This window comes from Paenibacillus flagellatus, from assembly GCF_003217775.1.
Taxonomy (GTDB): domain Bacteria; phylum Bacillota; class Bacilli; order Paenibacillales; family NBRC-103111; genus Paenibacillus_AB; species Paenibacillus_AB flagellatus.
Genome location: NZ_QJVJ01000002.1, coordinates 511,704 through 533,301, shown reverse-complemented (window position 1 = coordinate 533,301; position 21,598 = coordinate 511,704). Strand labels below are relative to the sequence as shown.

The window sequence follows — 21,598 nt, the reverse complement described above, 5'->3', positions numbered from 1 at the left end:
AGAGGGTTTTTCGTAGGTTCGCCGGTTTCCTCCATAGGCTCCCATGGAGGGTGCGTCGACACGGCCCTTCGGTGTCATGCCGGGTCGTCCGCTTACATACCTTGTACTATTACGCGGTTTGTACAAGGGGGGACGCCGGGTGAAGTCTTGGGGGAAAACGATTCAGATCGCGTTTACGTACGTCGGCACGATCGTCGGCGCCGGATTCGCGACCGGACAAGAAATATTGCAATTTTTTACGAAATACGGAGCGGCGGCTTCGGCGACGATCGTGGCGGCCGGTCTATTGTTCGTCTGGCTCGGCACCCGGATGATGCTTCTGGCGCAGACGCTCCGCGCGGCGTCGTACGAAGATTTGAACAAGCATCTGTTCGGCCCGCGGGCGGGCGAATGGTTCAGCCTGTTCACGCTCGTCATGCTGTTCGGCATTACGACGGTCATGCTGGCCGGAGGCGGCTCGCTGTTCAACGAGCATTTCCAACTGTCCTACCAGGCCGGTCTGCTCATCATGCTCGCCTTCGCCTATATCGTCATCGCGAAAGGGCTGCAGGCGATCGTGGCGGTCAATACGGTCGTCGTCCCGTTGATGGCGCTGTTCTGCGTACTCGTCGTCATGACGACGGCCGGCACCCCGAACGCCGGCAACTGGCTGACGCTTTCGACCGACCGGCCGGCGCTGCAAGTATGGACGGCGCCGATATTGTACGCTTCGTACAATTTGGCGACGGCACAGGCGGTATTGGTTCCGCTCGGCGCCTCGGTCGGCGACCGGGCCGCGATCGTCCGCGGAGGCATACTCGGCGGCTTGCTCGTAACCGCGATGCTGCTGGCCGGCCATTACGCGCTCGCCTCGCAAATGCCGGGCGTCGCCCAGTTCGAAATTCCGATGAGCCGGTTGATCGCGCGGCTGGGCGGATTTTTTCAGCTGCTGTTCGTCGGGGTCATCTTCGGCGAAATTTTCACGACCTATATCGCGAACGTATACGGGCTGACGCTGCAAATCCGCCAGCGGACCGGATGGCCGGGGAAGCCGGTCATCGCGGCCATCCTGCTCGGCACGTACGCCATCGGACAAATCGGCTTCAGCAAGCTGCTTTCCACGCTGTATCCGCTATTCGGCCTGCTGAGCCTGGTGTGGTTTGTACGCATGATGTCCGGGCGAGGACGCGCGGCCCGCTAGCCGGATCACCATCGCCAGCCGGACGATCGTGAACAGCATGCCCATGAACGAGAAGACGAAGCCGCACAGCAGGTAAGCGTAATGATAAGGCGGGTATTGGTACTGCTCCCGGTCGGCGGACAGCCCCGTCAAGTCGGCCAGCAAAAAGACGACGCCGAAGCCGAACAAAAACAACGCGGCATAGTCGGCTACGGTCCAGCGCAAAAACCAGCTTGCGGGCGGTCCCTCGGGGCCGCCCGCGGCGTCCGGCCGGTTCGGCTCTCCTTCTGGGGCTGCGGCGCCGCTTTTGCGGGAGGCGTAATACGCCCACGCGGTGAAAACCGCGGCTCCCGTAACGAACAGGCCGAGCAGCCCGGCGAAGACGGCTAAAGCGATATACATCGTATGTCTCTCCTTCCGATCATCGAAAATGGATAGGCTTCCCCATCATTGTATGGCGCAAGCCGCTCCATCATATCTCTTAATTTCCGGCCCGTTACGGTTTGGACAGCATATATACGAGCCACCAGACGAAGCCGAAGCTGACCGCCGGCAGCGTCCAAAGCAGCGCGGGCAAGGCGCGCTCGGGCACGAACGGCGCCCGCTTCCAGACGTAACGGTCGAGCAGACGAAGCCACAGCGCCTTCTCCAGAAAGACGACGCCCGACTCCGCGCCGGTTACCCGGCCGTTTTCCCCGATCTCCAGCTTTCCTTTCTTCCAGCCTACCCGGTACGTGATTTCCCGTTTGACCGGCCTTTTGTTTCGTTCCCCATCCATGATGTCCCTCCGATCCGGGTACAGCGTTCCGCTCCCCGCTTACTACCGCTATTGTACAATAACCGGCTCCCCTTGTCTTTCGTTTCGAAAAAAGCGGTTGACTGAAATCGGTTTCAACGCGTATAGTGGGGGAAATTTTCGGAACTCCCGTGCGGAAGGAGACGCTGTTCATGTGGCTCGCGTACGCTTCCTTGGCCGCCGTATGCTTCGGGCTGAGGGGCATTTTGTATCAATGGACGTCGCGCCGGCCGATCGAGCGCAACCTGATGCTGCTCGGCGTCTACTTGTCCGGCGCGGTCGTCGCGGCCGCGGCCGCCGTCGCGCTCGGGCAATCGTGGAGTCCCGCCGTCTGGACCGGCCTCGTCATGGGCTTCTTCTCGTTCGTCTCCAACGCGTCGATGTACCGGGGGTTCGCCGTCGGCAAAGCGTCGCTCGTCGCCGTTTTCACCGCGCTTACGCCGATCGTCGTCGTCGCCGTATCGTACGTTCGCTGGGGCGAGAAGCTGAACGGCTGGCAGGCGCTGTCGTTCGCGGTCATCGTGGCGGGCATCGTTCTGATCCGCTACTCGAACGAGCTGTCTTGGAGAGGCTTGCGAGGCGTCGAATGGGCGCTGCTCGCCATGGTCACGTTCGGCATCACCGATCTGGCCTCGAAGCAGGCGATGCTGTGGAACGCCGACAAATGGCCGACCTTGTTCGTCATGTACGCGACGGGCGCCGTCTTGTTCTGCGTCCTGTGGTTCATCGGCCGGGCCCGCGAACGCGCGGCGGGAGAACGGTCGGCCGCGAAGCTGGAAGCGGCGGTATCCGCCGTACGATCGAAGCCGGCTCGAGCGGAGCCGCCTCCTCGACCGCCCGTTTGGCCGGTCGCAAAGACGCTCGCTTGGGGAGCCGTCGTCGGCATCAGCAACATTTCCGGCATGATGTTCATCCTGCCGGCGTTCCAGCTCGGCGTAACCGGACTCGTCTCGGCCGTCGTCGCCACGAACGTGCTGCTCGTCCTGCTGTACGCCCGGTTCGCTCTGAAGGAGCGGTGGACGTTGAAGGAGATGGCCGGCATGGCGTGCGCGCTGGCCGGCGTGTTCGGCCTGCGTTTGCTCGGGTAGACGGTGTGTCCGTTATCGCCGCCCTTTTGGATCGCGGCTCGTATCCGGCACTCGCAACAACGAAAAAGCCTTTGAACCCGTACACGCCGTACACGGAGCAAAGGCTTTTTCGACATTTCGGGCGCCAAACGGGAGAGCGCGGACGGCCGAACGCACGACGACCCGGCGGCCGCAGCCGTAGGCAAAGGGACCGGCTTGCGGCCGGCTCACAGCCGCACCGTCTGCAGCCCCGGGATGACGGCCGCCGCGGCGCTCGCGACGTGCTCGTGGCACGTGAACAGCAGCACCTGCCGCCGCTCCGCGAGCGACGGAACCAGCTCCAGGCAGCGCCGGAGCCGCTCCCCGTCGAAGTTGACGAAGACGTCGTCGAGGACGAACGGCAGCGATGCCGCCGGCGCCGTCTCGTCGGCCAAGGCGAACCGCATCGCCAAATACAGCTGCTCCGCCGCCCCCCGGCTGAGCCGGGACGAGTCGACCGCCTCCCCGTCGCCCGTGACGGCGACAAGCCGCTTCTCCCCGACCGGGGCGACGATGCGGACGTACCGGCCGCCGGTCATGGCGGACGCGTAGGCGGACGCCCGTCGGAGCACGGCGGGCTGCCGCTCGGTTTCGTACAGCGACCGCGTCCGCCCGAACAGCGCCGACGCCAGCGCGCCGACCGCCCATCGGCGGGCCAGCTGACGCAGCTCCGCTTCGGTCTCTTGGACGCGGAGCAGCTTCTCGGCGTGCTCCTCGCCGGCCTCGAGCTTCTCCATCTCGTTGCGCAGCCGGCCGCGCCGGTCGCGCAGCGCGTCGAGCCGGCGCTCCGTCCCGGCGATCGAGTCCGCGAGCCGGGCCAGCTCGCCCTCCAGCTCCTCCGGCGGACGCAGCATCGCGCGCTCGGCATCGTCGCGCTCGTCCGCGCCGAGCATCGAGTCGAGCGTCGCCTCGAGCTCCGCACGCTCGCGGAGCAGCCGCTCCCGCTCGGCGTGCAGCCGGACGCGCTCGCGGAACCGCTCCTCCGTGTCGGCGCCGGCTTCGCTCCACAGCTCGCCGATGCGCGCGCGGACGCGATCGAGCTTGTCCCGGCGCGCCGCGGCCTCGACGCGCAGCGCCGCCGCCTCCCGCGCGAGCCGCTCCCGCTCCGCGAGAAGCGCCGCCGCTTCCTCGGCTCGCGCTATGCTCCGCTTCAGCGCGAGCAGCGGGTCGGCCTCGGCGTCCGGGCCGCAGACGGCGGCCGCGTCGCGCTCGAACGACTCGGCCTCCGCCGCGAATGCGTTCGCGCGCAGCCGGCTTTCGTCGCGGCGCCGCAGCTGCTGCTTGCCCCGCTCGGCGAGCGCGAGCCATTCCGCCGCGCCGTCCGGGCTCAGCTCCGGCGGGAAGCGGCGATCGCGCAGCCACCGCTGCCAATCGTCGCGCCACGCCGCGAGACGCTTCTCCGCCTCGCCGCGGCGGGCGGCCGCCTCGTCCGCTTCCGCCCGCCGAGCCGCTTCGGCGGCGGACGCCTCCTCCAGCTTGCGCCGAAGCTCGTCCGCCGCGCTTCTCGCGGCCAGCCATCGCTCCGCGGCGTCGCGCGCCTCGTGCATCCACCCTTCCGGCAGCGGATCGCCGCCGGGGTCGGTGGAGCCGGCCGCGTCGTCCGCCGCCGCCGCTTGCCGCGCCGCGGTAGCGGACAGCCGCCATCCGCGCGTCCGCTCCCGCACGACGCGCTCCAGCTGCTCGAGCTGCCGCAGCAGCGCGCGCCGCTCCTCGGCGAACGGCTCCGCGTCGCGGCCGCCGTCGCCGTCGGCGCTGCCCGGCGCGGCCGGGCCGCCCGCGCCGCTCGGGCGCCGCCACAGCAGCGCGGCCGTGCCCGCGAACAGCAGCAGCGTCACCGCCGCCAGCACGGCGTCGTCGCGCAGCCAGAGCAGCGCGGGCACGACGACGGCGGCTGCGGCCGGCAGCGCGGCGGCGAAGCGGAAGCGGCTTCCGGAGCCGGCGGCCGGAGCGCGAGCTTGCGCCGCATCGCTTCCGCGGACGGCTCCCAGTCCGGCGGCGCGTCCGCTTCGGCCGCGGCGAGCGCCTCGCGGGCGAGCGCCGCGCGCCGCTTCGCCGCCGCCAGCTCGCCGGCCGCGCGCTCGTCCTCGGCGCGGGCGAGCTCCGCCTCCCGGGCGAGCGCGGCGAGGCGCGCCTTCGCTTCGCGCACCCGCTCCCGGTCGGACACCGGCAGCGGGTAAGCCGCGAGCTCCGCCGCCGTCCAGCCGCCGCCGAGCCGGGCCGCCGTCTGCGCCGCTTCGCGCTCGGCCGCGTCGGCCTCCGCGCTTTCCCGGGCGGCGGCCGCTTTCGCTTCGCGGTACAAGCCCGCCCGCTCGAGCAGCGCCTCCAGCTTCGGCCGGGCGTCGAGAGCCGGCTCGTCGACCCGGATTCCGTCCAGCGACCGTTCGATCGCCGCCAGCTTCTCCTCGCGTTCGCGAAGCTCCTCCGTCCACCGTTCCCGATCCGCGCTCCTCGCCTCGAAGCGGGCGAGCGCCTCCTCGGGAAAGCGGTCGAACGCCGGAAGCCCGCTCAGCTGCCGTACCACTTCGCGCCGGCGCAAGCCGTGCTCGCGCGCTCTCCGCCAACGGTCGACGCGCTGTGACGATTCCCGGTCGCGGCGCATCGCTTCGTCCGCTTCGAGGATGTCGCGGTCCAGCCGCTCCAGCTCGTCCTTCATGGCCGCGTAGCGCGACAAGTCGTCCTTGCTTCGCCGCAAACCGCCGAGCTCGTCCTCCCATCGCTTGACGAGCTGCGGGATGTCCTGGTTTTTGCCCCGCGGCCGGTACAGACGGTCCATCTCCTGCGCCAGACGCTTCTCCGCAGCGGCGATAGCCGCTCCGCCCGCCCCCCAGCCGGCGCTGTACAGAAACCCCGCCACCTCCTCGGATTGGAGCGTGCCGAGCTCCTGCAGCTCGCCGAGTCCGAACGCGAACACGCTGCGGAACAGCTCCCCCTGCACGCCCCCGAGAAGCGCCTTCAGCAGCGCCTCGTCCCCGGCTCCCCCGGAAGCCGATGCAGCGACGTTCCCGTCCGCGCCCGCGTCAAGCCGGGTCAGCCGTACCCGGCCCATACCGTGCTTGCCCCGCCCCGATGCGGACTCGCCGTAAAACGTCCGCTCGACGCGGTACGACGTGCCGTCCGGCAGCTCGATGACCAGCGATCCCCCGTAGGGCCCCCCACTTGGCGGTTCGTGCCGCTCGAAAGCGGGGGAACGGGGCAAACCGAACAGGACGGCGCGGATGAAGCCCATGAGCGTGCTTTTCCCGGCTTCGTTCGGGCCGTAAAACAGCGTCGCCGGCCCTTCGGGAGCGAATCGGCGGTCCTTCAGCGCGCCGAACGCGTCGATTCGGATGTCGCGCACGTTCATTCGTCCCATCCCTCCTCTTCGGCGACAAGTTCGGCCGCCAGCGACTCCGCCTCCGCCAGCCATTGTTCGCGCTCCTCCTCGGCCATCGAGGCGAGCAGCGCGCCCAGCTTCGGATGGTCGGCCATCGGGCGGAGCGCCTCGTCGCGGAACGTCCTCCACGCCGCCTCGTCGGCCGCCAAGGCGGCGGACAGCTGCAGCAAATCGCCGAGAAACGCGTTGCGGCCGGCCGCCTGCCGCAAATCGAGCTCGGAGGCGGTCCGCGCCTGGATCGACTCGATCCAGACGAACGGCTCCCCCGCTCCGGCCTCCGCCCTTCTCCGCTCCGGCTCCCGCAGCTCCTCGGCCAGCTCCTGCAGCATGCCCGGCCGACGCAGCGCGCGATGCAGCGCGCCGCGCCCCGCGAGGCGGAACCGGACGATCGAGGGACGTCCTTCCGCCTCTTCCTCGCATTCGCGCATCTTCGCCTCGAGCCGGTCGCGCAGCTCCTGCTCGCCCGTCACGCCGTCGATCGGCACGTCCGCGGCGAACCAGCGGACGGCGTCCGCGGCCCGGAACCGGACCGAGACGTTGCCCGAGGCCGTGACGTCGACGATGCAGCAGCCTTTCGGGCCGGTCTCGCGGACGCTTCTGCCCTGCAGGTTGCCCGGGTATACGATGGAGGGGCGTTCGCCCCACGAGCGGCGCGCGTGAATATGGCCGAGCGCCCAATAGTCGAAGCCGGCCGTCGCCAGCTCCCGTCTCGAGCACGGCGCATAGTTGTCGTGGTCCGCGTCGCCGTCCACGTTCGCGTGCAGCAGCCCGATATTGAACGCCCCCGGACGGGGACGTCCGAACCGCGGCAGCGGGTTGTCGGTCACGGCGGCCGTCGGATACGACCAGCCGTGCACGTACGCCAGGTCGCCCCGGACCGGGTCGGTCACCGCAAAGCATTCCGCCTCGGCGGACGAGAAAAACCGGACCGCATCCGGCCAGCGCAGCGCCGCCTTCCGCCCGTCGTCCGGATCGTGATTGCCGTGTACCGCATAGACGGGGATGCCCCGCTCGGCCAACGTCTCCACGGCGCGCTGAAACCGAAGCTGCGCCCGCAGCGAGCGGTCGGACGAGTCGTATATGTCGCCGGCGACGACGACGAAAGCGGCCCGCTCCGCGATCGCCGTCTCGACGAGCCGCCCGAGCGCGACGAACGTCGACTCCCGCACCGTATCGCGGACGGCGGACGGCAGCGCGGACAGTCCTTTGAACGGGCTGTCCAGATGAAGATCGGCCGCATGAATGAACCGAAACGGTTTCAACGGATCGCACCTCCGCGTTGATCGTGTAGTGCTCGCTTTTGTTCTCCTCCCATTGTACAGAGGATGTTCCATGCGCACAAGCGTTCCCTTCTCCCGGCCGTTCGTTGCCGCATGCCGCACGAACCGATCGGGGTGCATAGATCGAAAGTACCGGCGTCCTTGATGCACGCGGATCAAATTTTGTCAATTTTTGTATTGCCAGACGATCCGTTTTATTGGAAAATAATAACGTTTGGCATTTGCTGAAAGGAGGGAGCGACCTCACGTGTTCAAAACGATCGCTTGGTCGGTCGTCGTCGGGTTTGTGGCCTATTTATTGTTTATTGCCGGCAAAGAGATCCTGGATACGAGAATCCGCCAAAAGATCGAAGATTCGTATTTTCTTAAGGATATAGGTCATCCCCAAATCGCGTTCGACGGCAAAAGCGACAACATGTCCAAGATCTACCGGGTGAAGGACAGTTCCGTCCAGCAGATAACGGAGCAGCTCGCCGGCTGGGTTGAGCCGGAAGCGACGGGAGAAGCGAGCGACAGCCGGGTTTTGCTGCTGTACCCGAAAGATCTCGTATGGGTGCATGCGGACCCGCAAGCGCCGGGCGTCGTCTGGATCGAAGTGTCGGGAAAGCAATTCGTCCGCAACGCGGTGCGCGGCGAGCCGTTGGAGTCTCACGGCGTACGGGCGGAAATCGAGCATCGTTGGGGGCCCTTGAACGATCTTTCCCGGTATGAAGGATTTATCGACTCGAAAGGACGGTACGCGCCGGTCGTGCAGCCCGAGCACCTCGTCTTGTTCGAATCGAGCGGCTACGTGCCGGATCGCGGCGGCGGACCGGACGAAGGAAAATAGCGCAAAGGCGGTTGAAGCGATGAATCCCTATCTGTATACGCTCGTGTATTACGTCGTATCCGCGGCGTGCATCGTCGTGTTTCTGTACGTATTCGAACTGGTGACCAAATACAAGGATTGGGAAGAGATCAAAAAAGGCAACGTTTCCGTTGCCCTGGCGACGGGCGGGAAGCTGCTCGGCATCTGCAACATATTCCGCTATTCGATCGAGCATAACGACTCGCTCGGCGAGACGCTCGTGTGGGGCGTATTGGGCTTTTTCTTCCTCGTGTTGACCTATTACATCTTCGAATTTTTGACGAGAACGATCCGCGTCGACGAGGAGATCGGCAAGGACAACCGCGCGGTCGGGCTGCTGTCCGCCTTTTTGTCCATCGGGTTTTCCTATATCGTCGGCGCCAGCATAACTTGACGGGGGACGCATGGAAACGAATCGGTCGCACCCCCGTTTGAGGCCGCTTTATACGGCGAGCGCCATCGTATCGATTTGCGGCATCGTGTTCGAGGTGCTGCTCGGCGCGGCCGGCAGCTATGCGCTTGGAGACGGCGTCAAGCAGTACGCCTTGACGATCGGGCTTTTTTTGAGCGGCATGGGTGCGGGCTCCGCCTGGAGCGAACGGCTCGGCGCTTCGCTCTTGGCCAAATTCGTGCTGATCGAGTACGCGATCGCGCTGATCGGAGGCTCGTCCACCTTTTGGCTGTTTTTTTGCCTGGCGCACTTCGACCCGGTCACCGCCCAGCTGTTCCTATTTTCCGCCACCTTCCTGATCGGCGCGTTAACCGGCGTGGAGCTGCCTCTGCTGATCCGCAAGGCGAGCGAAGTCGGCCTGCAGCTCAACAAAAGCGCGGCCCGCATCCTTTTTTTCGACTATGCCGGCAGTCTGGTCGGAACCGTCGTGTTCGTCTTGTGGCTCCGGCCGTCGCTCGGCTTGATCAAAACGGCGTTTCTGGTCGCGTTCGTCAACGTCGGGGTCGGGTTATGGATGACGTTCGCCTATCGCGAGGAGCTTCAGCGGTACAGGCTGTACCGGACGATCGGCATCGCGTGCCTTGCGGCAATGGCGCTCGGCTTTCTGTACGGCGAGAAGAAGTATGCGTCGGATTGGGAGCGCAAGCTGTATCGCGACCCCGTCATCCGATCGTTTCAAACCCATTATCAGCGCGTCGTCGTCACGAAAAAGGAGAACGACCTCCGCTTGTTTTTGAACGGAAGCTTGCAGTTCTCTTCGGCGGACGAATACCGTTACCACGAGTCGCTGATTCATCCGCTGATGGGCTCCGGCCCTTTGCGAAAACACATTCTCGTGCTGGGAGGAGGGGACGGACTCGCGCTTCGCGAGCTGGCGAAGTATGAGGGCGTCGAACGGATTACGTTGGTCGATTTGGACCGGGAGCTCGTCGACTTCGTTCGGAACGATCCGCTGTTGTCCGCCTTGAACGGGCGCTCGTTCGACGACGCCCGAGTCCGTCTCGTCCACGACGACGCCTACCGCTTCTTGACCGAGAGCGAGGAACGGTACGACGGCATCGTCGTCGATCTGCCCGACCCGAATAACGAGACGTTGAACAAGCTGTATACCCGCGAGTTTTATACGATTCTGCGGTCGCGTCTGGCCGACAACGGGGCGGCCGTCGTTCAGGCGACGAGCCCTTTCCATTCGACCAAGGCGTACTGGAGCATCGGCCGTACGATCGCGAGCACGGGGCTGAACACCTACCCTTATCACGCCGACATTCCTTCGATGGGCGACTGGGGGTTCGTGCTGGCGTCCGTGCGGCCGATCGACGTGCACGCGATCGAACTGCGGGCGGCCACCCGTTATTTGCAGACGGAGCTGCTGCCCGGCTTGTTCCAATTCGGCAAAGATCAGGATGCCGACCTATCGGAAAGCGGCAAGCCCGTCCGGTTGGAGATCAATACGATGAACCGGCCCGTCCTGATCGAGTATTACAACGAAGGCTGGAAACATTATTGAAGCGAAAAGCCCGCGCCGACCGAGATGGTCGGGGCGGGCTTTTCGGATTTCAACCTCAATACGCGCAAACATATGTTTGTATTTTCTCGCGAAATTTGCTACCATGAGGGCAATTGAACCGGACCGGCAGGTGGCTTTCAACCGTTCGGCTCGTTTTTACGGCTTCCCCCGTCCGAGCGAAACGTACAGCTTTTGCAGCTGATCGATGACGCGGCTGAGCGCGTACGTGCTTTTCGCCTTGAGCCAGGCGGAGCGCGCCATATGGTACCGGTAGGTCGGATCGGACATGACTTTCTCCAACGCGTCGGCCAGCGCCGCCACATCGTCGACCGGAACGAGCAGGCCGTTCACGCCGTCGTCGATCTGCTCGGCCACGCCGCCGACGTCGGTCCCGACGAGGGCGAGGCAGCACAGCGCCGCTTCCGCGAACACCGAGCCGAACGCCTCGGCCCGGGACGGCAGGACGAAGACGTCGAAAAACGGCATAAACTCTTCGGGATGGAGCATATAGCCGTAAAAAATCGTCTCCTCGTAAATGTTCAGCTCGACCGCGAGCCGTTCCAGCTCCTCGCGAATCGGACCGTCGCCGATCAGATGCAGCACGAACGGGTGACCCCGCCGCTTCAGCTCGGAGCACGCCCGCAGCAAAACATCGAGCCCTTTCGCCGGAACGAGACGGCACACGGATATGAGCTGCGGAACCGCGTTGTCGTGAGGGACGGGGCGGAACCGCCTTTCGTCGAAGCCGTTCGGGATGACGCCGATGGCGTCCCCGTTCCGGACGAAGCGGGACAAGTATGTCTGGAACGACCGCGACACGGTGACGATGCCGTCCAGCCGGTGCTCGAGCTCCCCGTAGAGAGACGTGAGGAACGTTTCCTCGGGACCGCCCGGCGCGATTTTGCCGTTGAGCGTCAGCTCCTTCTCGTAGCTGGAATGGATCGTGACCAGCACCGGGGTGTCGGGAAACAGCTGCTTCATGACGAGTCCGGCGATCGGATGATGGGCATGGATCAAATCGTACGATTTGCGGATGCGCATGCGCGTCCACCAGACGTAATCTTTGTACGTTTGGATGTATTTGTCTACGATGGGATGACCGGCATAAGCGCGCCAGTCGAACGTTTCGAACTCGACGTCCTCCGTGCCTTTGGAGCGTACCCGCTTCGGCAGCGAGAACAGCTCCATTTCCCAGCCTTTCTCCAAAAACGATTCCTGGATGTACGGAACCATGGACGATACGCCGCCGGGCTGCTCCGGCGGAAAAAATAACGCTTGCAGGATGTTCATTCTCGTTCGTCTCCCCATCAAGTCAGGTGGCCGGCGGTAGCTTCGCTTGCAACATCAGGAAGAAGCTCGTCGAAGTTTACTCAATCTGGGTTATAAGCGAAGCAATGGATCGATGCGGTTTCGACGATGTCGCCGAGTCCCTCTTTAGCGGTAGCTTCGCTTGCAACATCAGGAAGAAGCTCGTCGAAGTTTACTCAATCTGATGTTATAATAAAGTCGAATCGACTCGAATAACGGAGGCTTCCTTTGAATTTATCGGAGCTTTTTCTCGGATCTTACGCTCGCCTATATTCGTATACCGGCGTCCTCGTCATTCTGATCATGATCTTCGTCATGTCGGTCCGGCTGTTCGCGAGCCGGCGCCGCAAGGCGTATTTGTCGCTTACGATCGCGGTTGCCGCCGTGCTGCTTCAATACGTGCTGCTGCTCGGGACGTCGCTCTCGGGCGGGCCGTCCTCGGGATGGACCGGCGCGGCCGCGCAAATTATCGAGGTGGCGTCGTTCATCATGATCAACCGGGCGATCTACCAACTGTATAATTCCACAAAAAAACGCCATCACCTTTATTTTTATTTCTCCCTGTTCGTCACGATGCTGCTCGCCCTGTTCCGCGCCAACGTCCCGCGCCTGTTCGAAGGCACGCCGGAGCAGCTCGCTTCGCTTGAAGGAATCGGTCTCGATGTGTACCTGATGCTGCTCGTCTTCGTGTTCTACGTGACGCTGCCGCACTTGATCGGACAGTCGCGAACGTACAAATTCGGGCTGTTCGTCTTTTTTATCGTCCATTTGGCCCATCTGATCAATCGGTATATGCTTGAGCTTCCGAACGCCGCGCTTACGCTGGTCGAGCTGTATGTGCCCCTGCTCTATTACTTTATTCTGTTCCTGCTCCTTTTCGAACGAATCGTCGAATTGATGCAAGCGAGCTACCGGTCGTCGATCACGGACGGGCTGACGGGATTGTACAACCGCCGCTATTTGCTCAGCCGGGCGGGGCAGTTTATCCGGCACGGCTACCCGGTATCGGTGCTGTTCAGCGACATCGACAACTTCAAGAAGCTGAACGATACGCTCGGACATCAGGCCGGCGACGAAGCGTTGAAGACGGTCGCGGGCATCATGATCGAGGAGAGCGAGGAGATCGGCATCGCCGGCCGGTTCGGCGGCGAAGAGATGGTCGTCCTCGTCACCGACTCGTCGGTCGACATGGCGGAGTTCGCCGAGAAGGTGCGGGCGCGCGTCGAGGCGGACGCGGGCGTCACGGTCAGCGTCGGCTACAGCAAGTCGCGCAAAGGCATAACGGCCGAGCAGTTGATCGCCCAAGCCGACCAGGCGATGTACGCGGCCAAGACGACGGGCAAAAACAAAGTCGTCAAATATACCGCCAGCCTCGGCGCGGCGGCCAAGTAAGCGGCCTCGATTATCATGGAGCGCGTCTCCATGCGGAGGAAGTTCTCGCGATTCGGAAAAGGAAGAAGATCGCCCCGCCCGGCCAGGCGGTCGGCGATCTTTGCCGTTTCTCAATCGGACCGCTGTCTCGTGGTCCTTCGAACTATACGGAATCGTCCATTCCCTTGCCGTTCAGTATATGCGGGATATATTTCTCGACCCTCGACTCCCGGGTTTTGGATTGCTTCGGAGAGGAAAAATAGAGCATATACGCTCTTTGCCGTCCCGGCGTCAATGCTTCAAAGGCCGTTTTCAAATCGGGAATTTCAACGAATTTATTTTGCAGCTCTTCGGGTACGGCGTATTCCGCGGTCTTTTTATAGTTCACTTGCAAACCGGCTTTCTCCACTTCCACCGCTTCAACAAGATAAGCTTTCAAAATCAGCTGCTTTTCTTCAATCTCTTGAACATCGGTAAACCGAACCTGGCGCGCGGCCTGAACATTTTTCGTCTGCTGCACCAGGATTCCATGGTGATCTTTTAACAGCGCGCCTTTATGGAACAGAAGCGCACAGTAATCCTTAAAACCGTGGATCAATACGATGTTTTTATGGTCGAACGTATAGCAGGGATGCATCCACTTCAACTCTTCGGTGAGCCCGCAGTCGAGAACGATTTCTCGCAGCAGCTCGAATTCTTCCTTCCACTTCTTCAGCTTGCTGAAATAAGGATCGATCTTCGTATTTTTTTGACCCGGTATCATCCAAGGACTCCTTCGCTTTGTGTTGACGCGTGCCGGTTACGTCTCACTTGAATTTGTTCATGCGCGCGACCAAGCCTTCGGCCGACAAGTACGGCACGCCCGCGTTGATCCGCATAATTTCCCGCGTCTCCCGCGTATTGATCCCTTCCTTGATCGTGAACACGATGTCGATGCCGATCTCGTTCGCCAATCGGACGACCGTGTCGGAGTAAGCGCCGAACGGGAAGCAGAGCATCGGCTCCTGGTTGCCCAAATGATCGCGAAGCTGCTGCTCCGCCAGCAGCAAATCGGCCACGACCCGCTCCTTGTACTCCGTGTCCGTCTCGAGCCGGTTCGCTCGCGGCTTCGCCCTGCGCTGCGTCATGGCCGGCTGGTCCGAGCCCGACGCGTCCGGCTTTTTGTTGTGCAGATCGTACGAATGGGAATAAAAGCTCATGCCGGCCCGCTTCATCTCCCCGATCTGCTTCCAGGTCAGAAACGGCAGCTTCGGGTAATCGGTATCGACGTAGCTGACGACGACGAAATTGGTCGCGACGATGCCGAGCTCCTTCAGCACGGGGAACGCCTGCGTATAAAAGGACTCGTAGCCGTCGTCGAACGTGACGACGACCGCATTCGGCGGAACGGGCTTGCCGTGTTTCATGAAATCGATGTACGCTTCCATCGGGATGACGTTGTACTCGCTGTCCAAAACGGCCTTCATATGGTCGCGGAATTTGGACGGCGCGATCGTAACCATGCTTTCGCGCTCGTCGATATGGTGGTACATGAGCACGAGCACTTTATCCCGGTAACGAACCGTTTTCGGATGAAGGTTGTACTCGCGCGGTCGAGGTGCCGGAGAATCGGCGGAAAGTGCGGCGGACGATGCGGTGGCGGCGGCGATCGCAACGGTGCCGGACGGTTGAACGCCATTCGAGAAAGCGCTTGCATGTCCGGGCGGCTCGTCAATACCGCGCGAGGCGCCGGACGAGTCCGTCGAAGCCGTGGGGGCCCCGGCGGTATTCGCGACGATCGCGGTCTTTTCGCCGTCCCGCGATTCGTTCCCGGGAGCAGACGCCCATACCGCGAACAACACGATGACAAGCGCACCCGCAAACGCAAGAGGCATATAAAACGATACTTTGTTCATGGAGGGCGCTCCTCTGTCTGTCGGTCACCGCCATTATAGCACGGGGCCGAAACTTCTCACAACGCGCCCTTACGGGTATAATGAGGAAATAATCACTCGCAGTAAAGGAGAACGCCATGATCGAGCTGCCGCAACGTTTCATCGAACGCATTCGCGAACAGCTGGGCCCGGAAGCGGAAGCGTTCATCGGCACGTACGACGAGCCCCGGACGCAAGGGCTGCGCTTGAACCCGCTCAAGCTGGGCGGGCCGGCGACGGGAGCGAACGGGCACGAGTCGTTCCGAGACGAGCTCATCCGCCGGTTCGGACTGACCCCCGTTCCGTGGTGCCGGGACGGCTATTATTACGACGAGGCGACGAAGCCCGGCAAGCACCCGTACCATCAAGCCGGCTTGTATTATATCCAGGAACCGTCCGCCATGAGCGCAGCGGAGCTGCTTGACGTCCAGCCCGGAGAGCTCGTCCTCGATTTGGCGGCCGCACCCGGCGGCAAGACGACGCAGATCGCCGGCGCACTGGCGGGACGGGGCTTGCTCGTATCGAACGATATTCATCCGGCCCGGGCCAAAATTTTGTCCGAGAACGTCGAACGGTTCGGCATCGCGAACGCCGTCGTCACGAACGCTTCGCCGGACGAGCTGGCCGCCAAGTTTTCCGGCGCATTCGATAAAATCATGCTGGACGCCCCTTGCTCCGGCGAAGGCATGTTCCGCAAAGACCCGGAGGCGATTCTCGAATGGTCGCCCGATCATGTCCGCATGTGCGCGGCGAGACAGCTCGACATTCTCGATTCGGCCGCTCGCCTGCTGAAGCCGGGCGGAACGCTCGCCTACTCCACTTGTACGTTCAACCGGGAGGAAAACGAGGAGGCGCTGGAACGTTTCGTCGAACGGTACCCCGCATTCTCGGTCGTTCGAACCGAGCGAATATGGCCGCACCGGCATAAGGGCGAGGGCCACTTCGTGGCGCTGCTCCGCCGGCAAACCGACGAGGAGCCCGCTTCAACGGCGGCGACGTCCGGCCGAAGAGACGAACGCTGCCGACGGACCGACCCGGCCGATCGGTCCGTCCGCGAAGCGATGAAGCTCGCCGAGGCGATGCTTCGGGACGTCGTCCCCGGCTTCGACCTGCCTGCCGGCGAGCCCGTCCTGTTCGGGGAGCAGCTGTATTGGCTGCCGTCGGTGCCCGGCTTCCCGCTCCGGGCTCGCGATTTGAACGGACTGCGGACGCTTCGGCCCGGCCTCCATCTCGCCCACGTGAAAAAGGACCGGGCCGAGCCGGCCCATTCGCTCGCGATGGCGATCTCGACCCGTCAAGCCCGCAGCGTCGCCTCGTTCGACGCCGACGGGCCGGAGGCGGGCGCGTACTGGCGGGGCGAAACCGTTCCCGCGCCGGACGGCGTTAACGGCTGGACGGCCGTCGCCGTCGACGGCTATCCGATCGGCTGGGCGAAAGCGAGCGGGGGTCAGCTGAAAAACCATTTGCCCAAAGGCTTGCGCAGACCGGGGTAATCGAGCGCTTCGCGACCCGAAAATCGCATCCAAACAGGAAAGACGAACGCCCGACAACCGGCGACGGTTGGGGCGTTCGTCTTTTTTGGATATGACCGCCTTTAATGAACGGTTTCCGTCTCGAACAAAATTTCGTCGATCGGCTCGTTGTTGACGAGCATCGTCAAATTAAGCGATCGGTAATCTTTTTCCTTATCCAGCTCCTGCATGAGCAGCGAGCCGATCCATTCGCGGTCCTCCGAGCTGTCCGGATCGCGGAAATCGATGAAGCCGGTCAATTCGCGGGTGCTGATGTCGACCGTCGCTTGTCCGATCGGCAAGCCGCCTTGGGACTGCTCGTACAGATCGTACGTGAGCGTGTCGCCGTCATTGCGGACGAGGACGATCGAATAGTCCCGCCCCTCCTCCTCGTCATCGATCGAGTCGGCCAACTCCGCCTCAAGCTCCTCGTCGTCGACCAAATCTTCGTGCGTCAGCTCGATCGTCTCCATGACGTCGCCTTCGAACTTCATATCGAACACGAACGAATCGATATCGTCCGGATCGAAATCGGAGACGAGCAGGTCGGCGACCGCCTCGATCTCCTCGTCGGACGGCTCGTACTTCCATTCGACTTCCCCGATTGCGTCCGCCCCGCGAATCCGGACGGTCGCTTCGGCCAGCCATTCTTGATCGCGGTCGTAAATATGGTAGTCGACCCGGTTCCGGCTTTCGCCGACGATGACAAGCTCGCAATAAAACGGTTCATACTCGTCGTCGTCCCAATCGAGGTCCGACATCTCGATCGAATCGCGGTCGTTCGGGTCGACGTCGTCCAGACGGGAGCCGTCATCCTCGGCCCACAACGGCTCGTAATAGTCCGAGTCGTCCCCGAACGATTCGATGACGCCGACCTGGTGCTCGGACGCGATAATGTGGTCGTATTCGCTGCAGGTCACAACCACCTCGCAATCTCGGGCTTCAAGCGCGTCCATCAATTGCCGGACGTACTGGTGGGCGGCACGGACGGCCGCCGCCTTCCGTTCGCCGGATAGCGATTTGCGTTCGAGCTGAACGGCGCCGGCAATTCGCCCGCCTTCCCGGTAGACGAGCGTCATCGAGCCGACGTAGCGCCCGTCCAGCAGCAGCTCGGTAACTTCTCCGCCGTTCGTTTTCAGATCGGGTCTAATCGTGATCGCTGCCATGGACCAGGTCTCCTCTCGTGTGAATGTCCAACTTCCCCTATATTATCCTGATCGGGCCCAAATTCTATGCGCCGGGGCAAATGTCCAATCCGTTGTGCGTTCGTCACAATATGATGGAGTATACCGAATGCGGGATAGACGAACAGAAACGGGAGATGCGAAGCGCAATACTACTCCCGCGCATTCGGAAAACACATCAATAGGGGAGGAATCGCAATGTCTGCAGTCGGAGGCTACTTCACGACGACCGGTGTTATTCTCGTCTTGTTCATCCTGTTGGTGATCGTTTCTCGTCCGGCCCTGTACTAAGACCGGATCCCGACCGAATATTCACGACATGACGATAATGAGGAGGAATTGCGATGTCCGGTGTAGGCGGATATTTCACGACGACGGGTGTTATTCTGGTGCTGTTCATTTTGCTGGTAATCGTATCCCGCGCGGGTCTCATTTAAGCGGAGCGTAAACGAAAAGAAGGATTGGCGCCTGACGGCGTCAATCCTTCTTGATTTAGGAGCCGGGATTCGTCGGGCTCCCGTTCAGCACGTACCGGACGAGCGCCTCGTGTACGCCGTCGTCGTTGTTCGAAGCCGTAACGGCATCGGCCTCCCGCTTGACGCCGTCCGGCGAATTGTCCATGGCGATGCCGAGTCCGGCGAAGCGGATCATCTCGACGTCGTTGAAGTAGTTGCCGATCGCCATCACCTGCGAACGATCGATGCCGAGCGATTCGGCCAGCCGCTTGAGCGCGTTGCCCTTCGTCGCCTCCGCGTGCATGACGTCGATGAACCGGTCGCCGCTGCGAATGACGTTGAGCGCGCCCTTCATCGCGGCCCAATCCGTTTCGACGCGATCCATCGTTTCCGGTTCCCCGAAAATCGTAAACTTGACGGGAGGCTCCGGAAGCGACAGCACGTCGTCCACCACCGTCGGCTCGAGCATGAATTTGCGGTACATGGCCGCTTCCGTTTCGCCCGGCTCGCCTTCGACGAATAGACGGAACGGCGAGCAGACGTCCATATGAATGCGCCGTTCGCGGCAATACCGGACAAGCTCGCCAAGCTCGGCCACCGTGAACGGAAACTCGTGCACGATCTCCCTGTCCGACGAGCGGATCGTCGCCGCCCCGTTATGCGTAATGAGCGTGCCCTCCAGCCCGAGCTCCTCCATCAGCGGCAGCGTGTTGACCGGGGAGCGCCCCGTGCACAGCACGATCGTCGCTCCGGCCCGATGGACGTCGCGCACCGTCCGCTTCGTCCGTTCCGTCAGCTCGTAACGGTCGTTGATCAGCGTACCGTCCACGTCCAGCGCGATCAGTCGGTAGTTCATGTCTCTCTCCATCTCCCTCTCCCTTTGCCGTCCGGTTTTCTCTCTCTTAGGGGGCCGTATGTCCCCTCAGCAGCTCCAGCTCCTCCTCCGTCAGCTCCCGATAAGAGCCCGGCGGCAGATGCTCGTCCAGCAGCAGCGGCCCCATCGCGATCCGCTTCAGGAAAACGACTTTCTTGCCGACCGCCTGAAACATGCGCTTCACTTGATGAAACTTGCCCTCCATAATCGTCAATTCGATTTTGGACACGCGCCCTTCCGCCGGGTCGCCTTCCTTCAGCACGACAAGCTTGGCCGGCATCGTCACGTAGCCGTCGTCCAGCTCGACGCCCTTCTCGAACGCGGCCGCATCGGCGGCGTCCACCTTGCCCTCCACTTCGGCGAAATACGTCTTCGGCACGTGCTTCCTCGGCGAAAGCAAGTTATGCGCGAGCTTCCCGTCGTTCGTCAGCAGGAGCAGCCCTTCCGTATCTTTATCCAGTCTTCCGACGGGAAACGGCTCGAAATGCGCATATTCGGCCGCCAGCAAATCGACGACCGTCCGGTCTCTCGAATCCTCGGTCGCCGATACGACGCCTTGCGGCTTGTTCAGCATCAGGTAAACATATTCGCGGTATTCGACCCGCCGGCCTTCGACCGTTATCGCCGCAGCCTCCGGATCGACCTGCAGGCCGCTGTCCTTGACGGTCGCGCCGTCGACCTGCACGGCGCCCTGCTTGACGATGCGCCGGATTTCGCTGCGCGTGCCGAATCCCATATGCGCCAGCAATTTGTCGATGCGCTGCTTCTTGCCCATTCAAGCCCACCTCCAGCCGGGGGGATATTCGTTTTTCAGCATGCCGTTCTGCCACTTCGCCCAGCCGAGCGGATATCCGTCCACGCAGATCAGGCAGTAGCCCTTGGCCGGGACGTCCGGACCGCTTCGGCGGAGCCGGTCGTCCGGCAGCTGCAGCGTCTCGCCCTTCAAATACCGGATCGCATCGGCGTCTCCGACCGCGAACGAGACGGACCGCACCGAATCGGCGTCGCGCGAAAGCCCCATCGCTAGCGCGTGGGACGGCTCGAACCGGCCGCCGCGGATCGTGCCGACGAACCAGCCCGGGCGAACCGCCTTCAAGCCGTCCAAGCCGGGTGCTCCGTCCGGTACGAGGTAGACGAAGTCGCGCAGGACGTCCACCGTTCCCGGCAGCGGGACGGTCAGCTGCTCGGCCGCGAACGCGATGAACGGCGCCGGGTCGGTCGTCCCCGGCGATGTGCCGCGGCCGCTCGGCTTCGGGGCGCCGCCGGTGCGGCCGCGATCGCCGTCGCGCTGGCCGGCCCGCCCGCCTTTGCCGGCATGTCGTGACGGCCGCTCCCCGCTAGGCTCCCGCTCGGCTGCGGGCTCCGCCGCAATCGCCAGCGCCGCCTCGCGCCCTTCCACAGCCGCCTCGCGCTCGAGCACGGCGATGAAATGCCCTTCGCCGCGCAGCCGGTGCGGCCACAGCCGGGCGGTGCCGGCCAAATCCGGGCACCGCTCGCCGCAGCCGGCGTCGGCGCCGATCCAGTCGGGGCGCCCGTGCGCGAAGCCCCGCTCCGCCGGAATCGGCACGACGCGGAAGTCGGACCGGTCGCGCAGCAGCGAGGCGACGACTTCTTCGTTTTCCTCCGGCGAAAACGTACAGGTCGAGTAGACGAGCCGGCCGCCGGGCGCAAGCATGTCCGCGGCCCGAGCGAGAATGCCGCGCTGCATCGCCGCATAGCGGCGGGGCGCCTCTTCGTCCCACGCCTTGGCCATATCGTCGTCCTTGCGGAACATCCCTTCGCCCGAGCACGGGGCGTCGACCAGGATTTTATCGAAAAATTGCGGCATCCGCGGCGCCAGCCGTTCCGGCGTCTCGTTCAGCACGATCGCGTTCGTCGCGCCATACCGCTCGATATTTTTGGCGAGCGCCTTCACCCGGTCGGGCTGGTTGTCGTTCGTCACGAGCAGCCCCCGGCCTTGCAGCTTCGCCGCGATTTGCGTCGATTTGCCTCCCGGCGCCGCGCACAGGTCCAGCACCTTGTCGCCCGGACGGACGTCCAGCCATTCGACCGGCGCCATCGCGCTCGGCTCCTGAATATAGTACAAGCCGGCATGGTAGTACGGATGCTTCCCGGGCCTCTCCCGCTCGGGCGTATAAAAGCCGTCGGCCGTCCAGCGGATCGGTTCGAGCGGAAACGGAGACATCCGGGCGAACGTCTCCGCGCTCAGCTTCAGCCCGTTCGCCCGGACCCCCTGCTCCCGGGGCATTGCGTAGGATGCGAGGAAGGCGGGATATTCGTCCCGGAGCAGCCGTTCCATATTTCGCAAAAAAGTGTCGGGTAATTTCGTCATCTCGTCGTTCGCGCTCGCTCTCTGTCCGTAACGTTCAAAAAATGATAACAATTCCAATACTCTCCGGGAGGAAACGGAAGGGGACGGGTCGAATACGTAATGGATCGACCAACGTCGAAACTTGAATCTAT

General features: G+C 63.2%; 21 protein-coding genes. 9 read left to right on the top strand and 12 right to left on the bottom strand.

Annotated features, from left to right (window positions below):
• The first annotated feature begins 139 nt into the window (after positions 1 to 139).
• Positions 140 to 1,180 (top strand): YkvI family membrane protein, encoded by a 1,041-nt coding sequence (locus DLM86_RS05845; RefSeq protein ID WP_110839024.1) that lies wholly within the window; start codon positions 140 to 142, stop codon positions 1,178 to 1,180.
• Here the strand turns inward: DLM86_RS05845 and DLM86_RS05840 are convergent.
• Both DLM86_RS05840 and DLM86_RS05835 read right to left on the bottom strand, forming a co-directional pair.
• Complete coding sequence (locus tag DLM86_RS05840; protein WP_110839023.1) at positions 1,112 to 1,561, bottom strand: hypothetical protein; 450 nt, start codon at positions 1,559 to 1,561, stop codon at positions 1,112 to 1,114. The genes DLM86_RS05845 and DLM86_RS05840 overlap by 69 nt on opposite strands.
• A 94-nt stretch (positions 1,562 to 1,655) precedes the next feature.
• On the bottom strand, positions 1,656 to 1,937 hold the full coding sequence (locus tag DLM86_RS05835) for a hypothetical protein (RefSeq protein ID WP_110839022.1): 282 nt from the start codon (positions 1,935 to 1,937) through the stop codon (positions 1,656 to 1,658).
• Between the two features lie 170 nt (positions 1,938 to 2,107).
• Between DLM86_RS05835 and DLM86_RS05830 the strand changes: the two genes are divergently transcribed.
• On the top strand, positions 2,108 to 3,043 hold the full coding sequence (locus DLM86_RS05830; RefSeq protein WP_110839021.1) for a DMT family transporter: 936 nt from the start codon (positions 2,108 to 2,110) through the stop codon (positions 3,041 to 3,043).
• A 206-nt stretch (positions 3,044 to 3,249) separates the two neighbouring features.
• Here DLM86_RS05830 and DLM86_RS05825 read toward each other — a convergent pair whose 3' ends face one another.
• From DLM86_RS05825 to DLM86_RS05815, 3 genes are read right to left on the bottom strand one after another with little or no spacing between them, the layout of a single operon-like run.
• Positions 3,250 to 4,941, bottom strand: coding sequence for an AAA family ATPase (locus DLM86_RS05825; protein ID WP_110839020.1), 1,692 nt, complete (start codon positions 4,939 to 4,941; stop codon positions 3,250 to 3,252).
• The gene (locus DLM86_RS05820) at positions 4,893 to 6,404 is read right to left on the bottom strand and encodes an AAA family ATPase (RefSeq protein ID WP_158289349.1); all 1,512 of its coding nucleotides are present in this window, start codon (positions 6,402 to 6,404) and stop codon (positions 4,893 to 4,895) included. Before DLM86_RS05820 ends, DLM86_RS05825 begins: the two co-directional genes overlap by 49 nt.
• On the bottom strand, positions 6,401 to 7,696 hold the full coding sequence (locus DLM86_RS05815; RefSeq protein WP_158289348.1) for a metallophosphoesterase family protein: 1,296 nt from the start codon (positions 7,694 to 7,696) through the stop codon (positions 6,401 to 6,403). The genes DLM86_RS05820 and DLM86_RS05815 overlap by 4 nt, the downstream gene beginning before the upstream one ends.
• Positions 7,697 to 7,961: 265 nt before the next feature.
• On the opposite strand from DLM86_RS05815, the gene DLM86_RS05810 reads away from it, so the two are divergent.
• The 3 genes from DLM86_RS05810 to DLM86_RS05800 are packed head-to-tail and all read left to right on the top strand — an operon-like array spanning position 7,962 to position 10,519.
• Positions 7,962 to 8,543, top strand: coding sequence for a DUF4247 domain-containing protein (locus DLM86_RS05810; protein WP_158289347.1), 582 nt, complete (start codon positions 7,962 to 7,964; stop codon positions 8,541 to 8,543).
• Between the two features lie 19 nt (positions 8,544 to 8,562).
• Entirely contained in the window at positions 8,563 to 8,955 is a 393-nt protein-coding gene (locus tag DLM86_RS05805) for a DUF350 domain-containing protein (RefSeq protein ID WP_110839016.1), read from the top strand.
• A 10-nt stretch (positions 8,956 to 8,965) separates the two neighbouring features.
• Entirely contained in the window at positions 8,966 to 10,519 is a 1,554-nt protein-coding gene (locus DLM86_RS05800) for a polyamine aminopropyltransferase (RefSeq protein WP_110839015.1), read from the top strand.
• Positions 10,520 to 10,675: 156 nt separating this feature from the next.
• On the opposite strand, the gene DLM86_RS05795 is transcribed toward DLM86_RS05800, so the two are convergent.
• The gene (locus DLM86_RS05795) at positions 10,676 to 11,809 is read right to left on the bottom strand and encodes a glycosyltransferase family 4 protein (protein ID WP_110839014.1); all 1,134 of its coding nucleotides are present in this window, start codon (positions 11,807 to 11,809) and stop codon (positions 10,676 to 10,678) included.
• A 246-nt stretch (positions 11,810 to 12,055) separates the two neighbouring features.
• Between DLM86_RS05795 and DLM86_RS05790 the strand changes: the two genes are divergently transcribed.
• On the top strand, positions 12,056 to 13,219 hold the full coding sequence (locus DLM86_RS05790; protein ID WP_110839013.1) for a GGDEF domain-containing protein: 1,164 nt from the start codon (positions 12,056 to 12,058) through the stop codon (positions 13,217 to 13,219).
• Positions 13,220 to 13,361: 142 nt separating this feature from the next.
• On the opposite strand, the gene DLM86_RS05785 is transcribed toward DLM86_RS05790, so the two are convergent.
• Both DLM86_RS05785 and DLM86_RS05780 read right to left on the bottom strand, forming a co-directional pair.
• The gene (locus DLM86_RS05785) at positions 13,362 to 13,961 is read right to left on the bottom strand and encodes a YdeI/OmpD-associated family protein (RefSeq protein WP_110839012.1); all 600 of its coding nucleotides are present in this window, start codon (positions 13,959 to 13,961) and stop codon (positions 13,362 to 13,364) included.
• Between the two features lie 43 nt (positions 13,962 to 14,004).
• Positions 14,005 to 15,093: a polysaccharide deacetylase family protein gene (locus tag DLM86_RS05780; protein WP_110839011.1), complete on the bottom strand. Its 1,089-nt coding sequence runs from the start codon at positions 15,091 to 15,093 to the stop codon at positions 14,005 to 14,007.
• Between the two features lie 116 nt (positions 15,094 to 15,209).
• Between DLM86_RS05780 and DLM86_RS05775 the strand changes: the two genes are divergently transcribed.
• Positions 15,210 to 16,604 (top strand): RsmB/NOP family class I SAM-dependent RNA methyltransferase, encoded by a 1,395-nt coding sequence (locus DLM86_RS05775; RefSeq protein ID WP_110839010.1) that lies wholly within the window; start codon positions 15,210 to 15,212, stop codon positions 16,602 to 16,604.
• 101 nt (positions 16,605 to 16,705) lie between these two features.
• Here DLM86_RS05775 and DLM86_RS05770 read toward each other — a convergent pair whose 3' ends face one another.
• Positions 16,706 to 17,788, bottom strand: coding sequence for a hypothetical protein (locus tag DLM86_RS05770; protein WP_110839009.1), 1,083 nt, complete (start codon positions 17,786 to 17,788; stop codon positions 16,706 to 16,708).
• Between the two features lie 216 nt (positions 17,789 to 18,004).
• Between DLM86_RS05770 and DLM86_RS05765 the strand changes: the two genes are divergently transcribed.
• Entirely contained in the window at positions 18,005 to 18,097 is a 93-nt protein-coding gene (locus tag DLM86_RS05765) for a sporulation protein YjcZ (protein WP_110839008.1), read from the top strand.
• Positions 18,098 to 18,150: 53 nt separating this feature from the next.
• Positions 18,151 to 18,243, top strand: a complete 93-nt coding sequence (locus DLM86_RS05760) for a sporulation protein YjcZ (RefSeq protein WP_110839007.1) — start codon at positions 18,151 to 18,153, stop codon at positions 18,241 to 18,243.
• 55 nt (positions 18,244 to 18,298) lie between these two features.
• Here DLM86_RS05760 and DLM86_RS05755 read toward each other — a convergent pair whose 3' ends face one another.
• The 3 genes from DLM86_RS05755 to DLM86_RS05745 are packed head-to-tail and all read right to left on the bottom strand — an operon-like array spanning position 18,299 to position 21,467.
• The gene (locus DLM86_RS05755; protein ID WP_110839006.1) at positions 18,299 to 19,117 is read right to left on the bottom strand and encodes a Cof-type HAD-IIB family hydrolase; all 819 of its coding nucleotides are present in this window, start codon (positions 19,115 to 19,117) and stop codon (positions 18,299 to 18,301) included.
• A gap of 46 nt (positions 19,118 to 19,163) precedes the next feature.
• Positions 19,164 to 19,910, bottom strand: coding sequence for a pseudouridine synthase (locus DLM86_RS05750; RefSeq protein WP_110839005.1), 747 nt, complete (start codon positions 19,908 to 19,910; stop codon positions 19,164 to 19,166).
• On the bottom strand, positions 19,911 to 21,467 hold the full coding sequence (locus DLM86_RS05745) for an RsmB/NOP family class I SAM-dependent RNA methyltransferase (RefSeq protein WP_110839004.1): 1,557 nt from the start codon (positions 21,465 to 21,467) through the stop codon (positions 19,911 to 19,913).
• Between the last annotated feature and the right edge of the window lie 131 nt (positions 21,468 to 21,598).